This is a genomic window from Streptomyces solincola, assembly GCF_002982015.1.
In the GTDB taxonomy this organism is placed as follows: domain Bacteria; phylum Actinomycetota; class Actinomycetes; order Streptomycetales; family Streptomycetaceae; genus Streptomyces; species Streptomyces solincola.
Map to the genome: position 1 here is coordinate 1 of NZ_PVLV01000330.1, position 10,295 is coordinate 10,295.

7 protein-coding genes are annotated in these 10,295 nt (G+C 76.3%); 3 read left to right on the forward strand and 4 right to left on the reverse strand.

The annotated features are described in order from the left end of the window. The first annotated feature begins 179 nt into the window (after window positions 1-179). Window positions 180-1,571, forward strand: coding sequence for an NADP-dependent succinic semialdehyde dehydrogenase (locus tag C6N75_RS20670; RefSeq protein ID WP_105870407.1), 1,392 nt, complete (start codon window positions 180-182; stop codon window positions 1,569-1,571). Between the two features lie 60 nt (window positions 1,572-1,631). On the opposite strand, the gene C6N75_RS20680 is transcribed toward C6N75_RS20670, so the two are convergent. Then, on the reverse strand, window positions 1,632-2,675 hold the full coding sequence (locus C6N75_RS20680; RefSeq protein WP_105870412.1) for a glutathione S-transferase family protein: 1,044 nt from the start codon (window positions 2,673-2,675) through the stop codon (window positions 1,632-1,634). 112 nt (window positions 2,676-2,787) lie between these two features. Further along, window positions 2,788-3,621, reverse strand: coding sequence for an MmyB family transcriptional regulator (locus C6N75_RS20685; protein ID WP_105870408.1), 834 nt, complete (start codon window positions 3,619-3,621; stop codon window positions 2,788-2,790). Window positions 3,622-3,931: 310 nt separating this feature from the next. On the opposite strand from C6N75_RS20685, the gene C6N75_RS20690 reads away from it, so the two are divergent. Continuing rightward, window positions 3,932-4,987 carry a helix-turn-helix domain-containing protein gene (locus C6N75_RS20690; protein WP_146132623.1) on the forward strand — a complete coding sequence of 352 codons (1,056 nt, stop codon included), beginning with the start codon at window positions 3,932-3,934 and terminating at the stop codon, window positions 4,985-4,987. A 398-nt stretch (window positions 4,988-5,385) separates the two neighbouring features. Here the strand turns inward: C6N75_RS20690 and C6N75_RS20695 are convergent, their stop codons facing one another. Both C6N75_RS20695 and C6N75_RS20700 read right to left on the reverse strand, forming a co-directional pair. After that, window positions 5,386-6,423 (reverse strand): PHP domain-containing protein, encoded by a 1,038-nt coding sequence (locus tag C6N75_RS20695; protein ID WP_105870410.1) that lies wholly within the window; start codon window positions 6,421-6,423, stop codon window positions 5,386-5,388. Between the two features lie 58 nt (window positions 6,424-6,481). Beyond that, on the reverse strand, window positions 6,482-8,554 hold the full coding sequence (locus C6N75_RS20700) for a SpoIIE family protein phosphatase (RefSeq protein WP_105870411.1): 2,073 nt from the start codon (window positions 8,552-8,554) through the stop codon (window positions 6,482-6,484). A 188-nt stretch (window positions 8,555-8,742) separates the two neighbouring features. Between C6N75_RS20700 and C6N75_RS20705 the strand changes: the two genes are divergently transcribed. Further along, window positions 8,743-10,295, forward strand: a 1,553-nt coding sequence (locus tag C6N75_RS20705; RefSeq protein WP_181160556.1) for a PAS domain-containing protein, incomplete at its 3' end; no start/stop codon positions are given.

Genomic DNA, 10,295 nt, shown 5'->3' on the forward strand with positions numbered 1-10,295 from the left:
CGTCCCGTCCGTGCCCGCCCCGCGCGTCTCCGCGTCGTTTTCCCTGCTCTTCCCGGTGTGTGCCATACGAGCAAGGGTTACCCGGGAGTCCCGGCTCAACCCGCGACGGCTCGCGTTGCGGGGCCGCGAGCGGCGCGGCAGGGTCGGGGCAGCCCGCACCATGCGAGGAGGACCATCCCATGCCCATCGCGACCGTCGACCCCACGACCGGGGAGACGCTCCGGACCTTCGACGAGCTGGACGCCGAAGGCGTCGAGAAGCGGCTCGCCGCGGCCGCCGAGGCCTTCCGCGCCCACCGCGCCACCCCCTTCGCCGAGCGGGCCCGGCTGCTGCGCCGCGCGGCCGACCTGCTGGACGCGGACCAGGACGAGATCGCCCGCACCATGACCACCGAGATGGGCAAGCCGCTCAAGGCCGCCCGCGCCGAGGCCGCCAAGTGCGCCAAGGCGATGCGCTGGTACGCCGACAACGCCGAGCGGCTGCTCGCCGACGAGCACCCCGACGACGCCGACGTCAAGGACTCCGGGGCCGTGCGCGCCGCGGTCCGCTACCGCCCGCTCGGCACCGTGCTCGCCGTGATGCCGTGGAACTTCCCGCTCTGGCAGGTCGTCCGGTTCGCCGCGCCCGCCCTGATGGCCGGCAACACCGGCCTGCTCAAGCACGCCTCGAACGTCCCGCAGACCGCGCTCTACCTGGAGGAGCTGTTCCGCCGCGCCGGCTTCCCCGAAGGCTGCTTCCAGACCCTGCTGGTCGGCTCACGCGCCGTCGACGCCATCCTGCGCGACCCGCGGGTGGCCGCCGCCACCCTCACCGGCAGCGAACCGGCCGGCCGCGCCGTCGCCGCCACCGCCGGCGACGAGATCAAGAAGACCGTGCTGGAACTCGGCGGCAGCGACCCCTACGTGGTGATGCCGTCGGCCGACGTGGAGCGCGCCGCGGACACCGCGGTCACCGCCCGGGTGCAGAACAACGGCCAGTCCTGCATCGCCGCCAAGCGGTTCATCGTGCACACCGACGTCTACGACGCCTTCACCGAGCGCTTCACCGCCACGATGGCCGCGCTCACCGTCGGCGACCCGATGGACGAGGCCACCGACGTCGGCCCGCTCGCCACCGAGCAGGGCCGCGCCGACCTGGAGGAGCTGGTGGACGACGCGGTGCGCGCCGGGGCCCAGGTGCGCTGCGGCGGGCGCCGCCCCGAGGGGCAGGGCCGCGGCTGGTACTACGAGCCCACCGTGCTCACCGGCGTCACCCCGGCGATGCGCATCCACCGGGAGGAGGCGTTCGGACCGGTCGCCGTCGTCTACCGGGCCGCCGACCTCGACGAGGCGCTCGCGCTCGCCAACGACACCCCCTTCGGCCTCAGCTCCAACCTGTGGACCCGCGACCGGGACGAGGTGGAGCGCTTCGCCGCCGGGATCGAGGCCGGCGGGGTGTTCGTCAACGGCATGACCGCCTCGCACCCCGCGCTGCCCTTCGGCGGCGTCAAGCGCTCCGGCTACGGCCGCGAACTGGCCGGCCACGGCATCAAGGAGTTCTGCAACGCCACCACGGTCTGGGAGGCCGACTGACCCGCGGACGGGGCCGGCGCCCCGCCCCCGGCGGACCGGGAGCGGGGCGCCGCACCGGGCCTAGAGCGGCTGGATGACCTCGGCGGTCGGCGGGGGCGGCGGGGGAGTGCCGTCGCCGAAGGGCCGGCCGCCCAGCTCCTCGCGGTGGTGCGCGGTCCGCCAGCCCCGCAGGTCCGGGCCGCGCGGCACGATCCGCGTCGGGTTGATGTCCCCGTGCACCTGGTAGTAGTGCCGCTTGATGTGGTCGAAGTCGACCGTGTCGCCGAACCCGGGCGTCTGGAACAGGTCCCGGGCGTACGCCCAGAGCACCCGGTCCTCGGTGATCTTGTTCCGGTTGCACTTGAAGTGACCGTGGTAGACCGCGTCGAACCGCACCAGCGTGGTGAACAGCCGCACGTCCGCCTCGGTGATGGTGTCGCCGACCAGGTAGCGCCGGTCCGCCAGGTGCTCCGACACCTGGTCCAGGCGGGCGAACAGCTTCGCGTACGCCGCGTCGTACGCCTCCTGGCTGCTCGCGAACCCGGCCTGGTACACGCCGTTGTTGACGTCCCGGTAGATGCCCTCCATCCGCTCGTCGATCTCGTCCCGCAGCGCCTCGGGATACAGCTCCGGGGCCCCCTCGCGGTGCAGCGCGCCCCACTGCGTGGACAGGTCCAGGGTGAGCTGCTGGTAGTCGTTGGTGACCAGCTCCCCGCTGGGCACGTCCACGATCGCCGGGACGCTGACCCCGCCGTCGTAGCCCTTCTCCCGGGCCTGGTACGCCTCGCCGAGGAAACCGATGCCGAGCACCGGGTCGCGGTCGCCGGGGTCCAGGGTGAACCGCCAGCTCCGCTCGTCCTGGATCGGGTCGGTGACCGCCAGCGACAGCGCCTCCTCCAGCCCCAGCAGCCGCCGCACCACCAGCGCCCGGCTCGCCCACGGGCAGGCCAGGCTCACCACCAGCCGGTAGCGGCCGGGCTCCACCGGCCAGCCGTCCCTGCCGTCGGCCGTGATCCGGTCGGTGAAATGGCTCGACGAACGCTTGAACTCGCCGGGCTCGGTGTTCGCGCCCTTCCCTGCGGACTCGTCGGGCCCGGTCTTCGATCCGGACGGGGACTCACTCACCACTGCCGCCTCTCCCTCGTGCGTGACATACGCGAACCTGCGCGGACGGGCCTTCGGCCGCCCGCGGACACTGCCTGACTACCCCGGCCCCGCCTGCGTGTACCGCCTGGCCTCAGCCGTGCGCCGGGGCCCGCAGCGCCGGCGCGCGCACCCCCGAATGCCGGCGCGGACCCGGCTCGAAGGACATCAGCACCAGCCGCGAACCGGGAGCGGCCAGCGGCTGCGCGGCGCACATGGTCACCCACCCCGGCCCCAGCCGGGCGTGGCGCAGCGGCCGCACCGCCCCGTCCAGGTGCACCGAGGCGCCCGCCGTCTCGTACACCGGCCCGGCCACCGGATCGGCCAGCACCTCCCGCTCGATGCGGCGCAGCACCGGATCGTCCGGCACGGCGGCCAGCGCCACCCGCAGCTGCGGCAGCAGCACCGGCGCCCAGGCGCTCGCCCAGTCGGTCAGCATGGTCCGCGCCCCCGGGTCCACCGCCATCCAGCGCATGGTGTTCGCCGGCACCAGCCCGGCCGGGAACATCGCCGCGAAGGCGGCGTTGCCCGCCAGCAGGTTCCACGACCGGTCCGTCAGGTACGCGGGGTGCGCGAAGCCGTCCAGCAGCGTCCGCCACGCCCCGGACAGCTCGGTGCCGGCCCGCGCGTCCAGCGGGTGCGGCGGGTCCTGGCCCAGCGCGTAGCGCCACAGCGCCACCCACTCCTGCTCGTCCATCCGGAACAGCCGCGCCACGTCCTGTAGCAGCCCGACCGGCGGGTTGGGGTAGCGGCCGGACTCCAGCCGCCCGTACGTGTCGGGGGCGCGGTGCAGGATCTGGTCCACCTGCGTCTGGGACAGTCCGCGGGCCCGGCGGCCCTGCCGGGTCGGCCGGGACAGCCCGTGGCTCTCCGGGGCGATCGCCGCCCGCCGCTCGCTGAGCAGGAAACGCAGTGCAGCCTTGTCCATGCGATGTCTTTCCCAGGTGGGCGGCTGCCGCCGCCGGTGTGTTGCCGCGCCGTCCCGGCGCCGTCCGCGGCGGGAGGCGGGCGACGGGGGACCGAGCAGACGCACCGGTACGCTGACTGCTGCGCCGCGGGCGATCAAGCGGTCACGGGATGCGCGTGTGCGCACGGCGCAGACACGCAGCGGTGAAGCGGCGCTCACACACGCGTGAACGGGGGCGAGGACAGTGGAGTGTGACCGGCACGCGCGCGGCACGGACGCGCCGGCGGCGGGCGGCCCGCGGCCGGGCGACGCGGGGGAGGCGCCCGGACTCGTGGGCCCCCCGCCCGAAGGCCCCGCGTCCTCGACCCCGGCGGACGGCCGGCCGCCGGCCGCGCTGCCCGACGGACTGTCACCGGCGGCCCGGGAGCTGTACGTCCGGGTCACGCGCGGCGACCGCACCCGCCCCGTCGACGAACCCGCCCTGCGCGAGCTGCGCTCCTGGCGCCTGGTCACCGCCGACCCCGCGCGGCCCGGCGCCCCGGTGCCCCACGACCCGGGCGCGGCGGTGCGCCGCCGGGTCGACGAGGGGCTGAGCGAACTGGCCTCCCGGGCCGCCGCGCTGGCCGCGCTGTCCGAGGTCGCCGACGCCCTCGCCCCGCACTTCGAGCGCGCCGCCTGGCGCTCCGGCTCCGGCAGCGAGTTCCTCGCCGAGCCCGGCCAGGCCGCCGCCCGGATCGCCGAGGCGGCGGGGCGCGCCGACACCGAACTGCTGACCGCCTGCCCGCCGGAGCCGGGCCGCCCCGGCCACCCCTGGGCGGTGCGCGGCGGGAGCCTCGACGCCGCGGCCCGGGGCCTGCCGGTGCGGGTGCTGTACCGGGACGGCGACCGCGAGCACCCCGCCGCCCACGCGCACGCCGCCGCGCTCACCGCCCGCGGCGGCCAGGTCCGCACACTGGCGGCGCCGTTCCAGAGCTGCGTGGTCGTCGACCGGCGGCAGGCGTTCATCCCCGACCTGGTGGGCAGCAGCCCGGCCCACGCGGCCTGGCACGTCGCCGACCGCGCGCTGGTGGCGTTCATCGCCGAGGGCTTCGAGGACGCCTGGCGGCGCTCCGACATCTGGGACGCGCCCTGCCGGCGGCCCGCCGAGGACGCGCTCACCCGGCGGCAGCGGGAGATCCTGGCCGACACCGCCGCCGGCGTCGACCAGCGGATCACCGCCCGCCGCCTCGGCATCGGCCTACGCACCCTCACCAAGGAACTGAGCGCGCTGCGGGCCCGCTGGGGCGTACCCACCCTGGCCGCGCTCGCCTACCAGTGGGCGCTGTCGGCCGACCGCCGCCCGGACGCCGACGGCCCCTCCACGGCCCCGGCCGCGCGGCCGGACTGACGGGACCGCCGGCCGGCGTACGGCTCCTCCGCGTCGCCCCCGCCATCCCGCCACCTCCCCATACCGGCCGTCCCGGCCATCCCGGCGGTCCTTTCGGGCCCGGCGGTGGCCGAACATTTCCCCTGAAGAAGCGTCAGAAGAAAACACCGCCGGATTGCTGCATCCTGGGGGAGTTGATCGGCACGCCCGTCGCCGGGCGCGACGGTCCGCGAGCCGCCATCGCGGGGGACGTTGTCCACGCCTCATGCCAGAACCGGGCAACGCAGGGCACGGGCAGTGTGCCCTGCCGGGCATCGCGTGGATACCGGAAGCGCCGAGCCAGGGCCTCCCGGACCGCCCTCACCGGACGAACGGTGCGTCCTCCGCGATGGGCGCAGCCCCGCCGGCCCGCGGGCGGCTCAGCCGCCGGGCGCCCGCCGGGTGCGGGTCCACTCCAGCAGCCCGTCCGCCGACCAGGTGTTGACGACCCGTTCCGCCGGCGCCCCGCACTCCTCGGCCCGGGCGCAGCCGAGGATCTGCCAGTGCAACTGCCCCGGGGCGTGCGCGTCGGTGTCCACCGCGAGGAACACCCCGGCCGCGACCGCCTCGCGCAGCAGCCTGCGCGGCGGATCGAGGCGTTCCGGACGGCTGTTGACCTCCACCGCCGTGCCCGACTCCGCGCACGCCGCGAACACCGCGGCCGCGTCGAACGACGACTCCGGCCGGCCGCGCCCGCTCACCAGCCGCCCGGTGCAGTGGCCCAGCACGTCCACCCGCGGATCGCGCACCGCCCGCACCATCCGCCGGGTCATCGCCGGCGCCTCCATCCGCAGCTTGGAGTGCACGGACGCCACCACCACGTCCAACCGGTCCAGCAGGTCGTCGTCCTGGTCCAGCGAGCCGTCCGGCAGGATGTCCACCTCGATGCCGGTCAGCAGCCGAAACGGCGCCCAGCCCGCGTTCAGCTCCGCCACCACGTCCAACTGCTCGCGCAGCCGGTCCGCCGACAGCCCGTTCGCCACCGTCAACCGCGGCGAGTGGTCGGTCAGCACCGTCCAGTCGTGGCCCAGCGCCGCCGCGGTGCGCCCCATCTCCTCGATCGGGCTGCCGCCGTCGGACCAGTCCGAGTGGGTGTGGCAGTCGCCCCGCAAGCGGGCCCGCAGCGCCGTGCCCGGCCCGGAGTCCCGGTCGTACGGCCCGCCCTCGGCCTCCCGCTCCAGCCTCTCCAGGTACCCCGGCACCTCACCCGCCAGCGCCTCCCGCACCACCTGCGAGGTCTTCGGACCGATGCCCTTCACCCGCTCCAGCGTGCCGTCCCCGGAGCGGCGCGCCGACTCCTCCGCACCCAGCTCCGCGAGCACCGCGGCCGCGCCGCGAAAGGCCCGCACCCGGTAGGTCGGCGCCTGCGCCCGCTCCAGCAGGAAGGCGATCCGGTCCAGCGCCCCCAAGGGATCCATGCTGCCTCCGCCTCCGGTCACTCCTCGTCCACCACCCGCCCGCGCCCCGCCCGGACAATCATCCGTACGGGCCGCCCGGGTCGGACGACGGCGGGCCGATCTCGCACCACACCGCCTTGCCCTCGCCGCGCGGCTCCACACCCCAGCGCAGCGCCAGCGCGTCCAGGAGCAGCAGCCCGCGGCCCGAGGTGGCCGCCTCACCCGGCGTACGCCGCCGGGGCCAGGCGCTGGAACGGTCCTGCACCGACAGCCGCACCCGGCGCTCCGGCTCCGGCAGCACCTCCAGCGTCAGCACCGCACCGCCCTCCGTGTGCAGCAGTACGTTGCCCAGCAGCTCACCGGTCAGCAACTCGGCGTCGTCCGCGTAGGCCCGCAGCCCCCAGTCCCGCAGCGCCTGCCGCACCACCGACCGCGCCTCCGACAGGCCCTGCGGATCGGCCTGGTGGATGTACTGGTGCACCCGGGGCGCCCGGGGCGTACCGGGGTCGGGACTGCGCCGCAGCACCAGCAGCGCCACGTCGTCCCCGGCGCCCCACCGCTCCCACAGCCGCTCCGACAGGTGGTCGGCCAGCGCCTCCGCGCCCGGCGGGCCGCTGCTCACCGCCTCCTCCAGCGCGGCCAGCCCCTGGCCGAGGTCCGCGCCCGGCTGCTCCACCAGCCCGTCGGTGCACATCACCAGCGTCTCGCCGGGCACCAGGTCCAGCCGGGTCTCCGGGTACTCCTCGTCGCCGAACACCGACGCCACCCCCAGCGGCAGCCCGCCCGCCACCTTGGGCCGGCCCACTCGCCCGTCCGTGTGGCGGATCAGCGGCTCCAGGTGTCCCGCCCGCACCGCCTGGACCGTGCCGGTCGCCAGATCGGCCTGCGCGTAGGTGCAGGTCGCGAAGCGCTCGGTGTCCAGCTCCGCCAGGAACCGGGAGGCCCGCGCCAGCACCGTCGGGGGAGCGTGGCCCTCACCCGCGTACGCCCGGATCGCGATCCGCAACTGGCCCATGATCGCGGCGGCGTGGGTGTCGTGCCCCTGGACGTCCCCGACCACCACGCCCACCCGGCCCCGGGGCAGCGGGATGACGTCGTACCAGTCGCCGCCGACCTCCCGCCCGCTCCACGCCGAGTGGTAGCGCACGGCGATCTCGCCGCCCTCCACCTCGGGGATGCGCCGGGGGAGCATCGCCGCCTGGAGCCCGGTCGCCAGCTCCCGCTCCTCGTCGAAGAGGATCGCCCGCTGGAGCGACTGGGCGACGATCGCCGCCAGCCCCAGCGTCAGGTTCCGCTCGTCCGCGCTGAAAGTCGTCCGCCCCCGGTAGAACAGCGCCATCCCGCCCAGCGTGCGCGCCTGCGCCACCAGCGGCAGGTAGGCGGCGGCCCGGAACCGCAGCCTGTCCGCGTACGGCGCGAGCAGCGGGTAGCCGCGCACCAGCTCCTGGAAGGAGCTGCTGAACAGCGGACGGCCGCTGAGCACCGTCTCCGCCAGCGGCCGGCCCGGCTCCAGCTTCTGGTCGCGCAGATGGTCCAGCACCTCCAGGGACTCGCCGCTCAGTGCGATCACCTGTAGGGCGCCGTTCTCCACCAGGCCGAGCGCGAACCCGTCCGCGCCGAGCCGGGCCAGCCCGCCGGGGCCGGTCAGCGCCGCCGTGACGTCGTCCACCGTCACCGCCCGCGACAGCGCCCGGGTGGTCCGCTCGACCATGTCCGTCTGCCGCTCGCGCTGCTTGCGCAGATCCGTCAGGAACGTCGAGTGGGCCATCTCGGGCGTGGCGTCCCGGACGACGCCGACGATCCGGTGCGCGTGCCCCTCGCCGTCGCGCAGGACGCGTGCCTGGACATGGGTCCACTGCACCGAGCCGTCCTCCAGCGGGACGGGGAACCGGGCCTCGTAGGAGGAGCGCCCGCTGCGCAGCGCGTCCTTGATCACGACCTCCAGTCGGGCGCGCTCCCCGGGTTCCAGCCGCAGCACCAGGGTGCCGGGGCGCCCGTCGAAGCCCTCCGGCCGCACGCCGAACACCGACAGCCCGGCCTCGTCCACGTCGATCGTGCCGGCGTCGAGGTCCCAGTCGAAGCTGCCGGTACGGTTCATGGCGAGCCGCACCTCGGGCCCGAACTCGCCGCTGTGGCCCTTTTTGTCCGTCATCTCTTTCATTGTCGGACACAACCCGGCCCCCGGCCCCGCCGGCACCGCGTCCGGGGGTGCGCCCGGGCTCGGGCCGGGGCAGCGGCCGCAGGGCCCGGCCCGCTTCGGGCATCGCCGACCTGCGTGGCCCCGTCGGCGTCCGGCATCGCCGACCTGCGTGGCCCGGGGCGTCGGGGCATGCTGGACGCGTGGACCATCCGCGGGAGGCGGGCGCCGGTCTGCGCCCGCTCGGCGCCGCCCTGGACGACCTGATGCGGCGCACCGGGGCCTCCGTCGGCATGTTCTACCTGCCGGTGCCGGCGGACGAGGAGGCCGGCCCGGCCGGCGCCGCGAGCAGCCCGCGGCCGGTCCTGGCACCCACCCCGCTCCCGCCGGAGCCGCCCGCGTCTCCCGTCGGACGAGCGCGGCGCGGGGAGGCCGTCTCCCCCGGGCAACCGGGGCAGTCCGGGTTTCCCGCAGCGTGGCCGCCGGGGCAGCACCGGACGGTCCCGACCTGCGCCGACACAGGGGCGAGCACCGGACGGCGGGCGTCCGCGGCGGCGGACGGCGCCGGTCCCGCGCTCCCGGTGCTGCGCCTCGCCGTCCTCGGCGGGGTGTCCCGCGAGTTCGCCGTACCCTGGCTCCGCGTCGCCCCCGGCGACCCCGTGCCGCTCGCCGACGCCGTCGCCCAGCGGCGACTGGTCTGGATCGGCGGCCAGGAGGAGATGGCCCGCCGCTACCCCCGCCCCGGCCTGATCCTGCCCTACCGGTTCGCCCTCGCCGCGATGCCCGTCGCCGACTCGGTCGCCGGCGACCCCGCCGCCGACTGGGGCGGCCTGGTGCTCCTGTGGCCCGGCAGCCACCCGCCCCGGCTGAGCCCCGCCCAGCGGGACGACATCGCCGACGGCTGCGCCAGGCTCGCCGCGGTCTGCCGGCGAGAGGCCGAGCACGGAGCCCCGCTGCGCCCCGGGCACCAGCCCAGGCTGGTGCGGCGACACCGCCGCACCCCCGGCCCCATCGAGGCGACCGCCGCCGTGGAGTTCGTCGAGCGGCTGCCCGGCGGCAGCGTCTCCCTGGACCTGAACGGCGTCGTCACCTACCTCACCGAGGCCGCGGCCGACCTGCTCGGCGCGGACGTCGACGACCTGCTCGGCGCCCTGCCCTGGGAAGCCCTGCCCTGGATGGACGACCCGGCCGTCGAGGACCGCTACCGCGCGGCCGTCATCAGCCGCCAGACCACCTCGTTCACCGCCGTCCGGCCCCCGGGCAGGCGGCTCCGCTTCGACCTGCACCCCGGGCCCACCGGCGTCAGCGTCCGCGTCACCCCCGCGCCCCCGGAGGACCCGGCCGACGGCCCCGCCGAGGAGCCCGGCGAACCGGCGCTCGCCGGGGCCGCCGGGCCGCGACCGGACGACCCCGCTCACGCGGCGCACCCCCCGCTGCCCAGCCGGGCCACCGCCCTCTACCAGCTCATGCACCTGGCGGCCACCCTCACCGAGGCGGCCGGCGTGCAGGACGTCGTCGACCAGGCCGCCGACCAGCTCGTCCCCGCCCTCGGCGCGGAGGCGCTCGCCCTGCTCACCGCAGAGGAGAACCGGCTGCGGGTCATCGCCTACCGCGGCGCCCCCTACCGGGCCGACGTCCGCGACGAGTCCGCCCCGCTCACCTCCGAGATCCCCGCCGCCCGGGTACTGCTCACCGGCGACCCGCTCTTCTTCGGGACCCGCGCCGAACTCGCCGCCGCCCACCCCCGCGCCGCGGT

Bases quoted from the DNA above. Each gene is read 5' to 3' on its own strand.
- C6N75_RS20695 (WP_105870410.1), bottom strand. From the start codon at position 6,423: ATGGATCCCTTGGGGGCGCTGGACCGGATCGCCTTCCTGCTGGAGCGG.
- C6N75_RS20700 (WP_105870411.1), bottom strand. From the start codon at position 8,554: ATGACGGACAAAAAGGGCCACAGCGGCGAGTTCGGGCCCGAGGTGCGG.
- C6N75_RS20685 (WP_105870408.1), bottom strand. From the start codon at position 3,621: ATGGACAAGGCTGCACTGCGTTTCCTGCTCAGCGAGCGGCGGGCGGCG.
- C6N75_RS20670 (WP_105870407.1), top strand. From the start codon at position 180: ATGCCCATCGCGACCGTCGACCCCACGACCGGGGAGACGCTCCGGACC.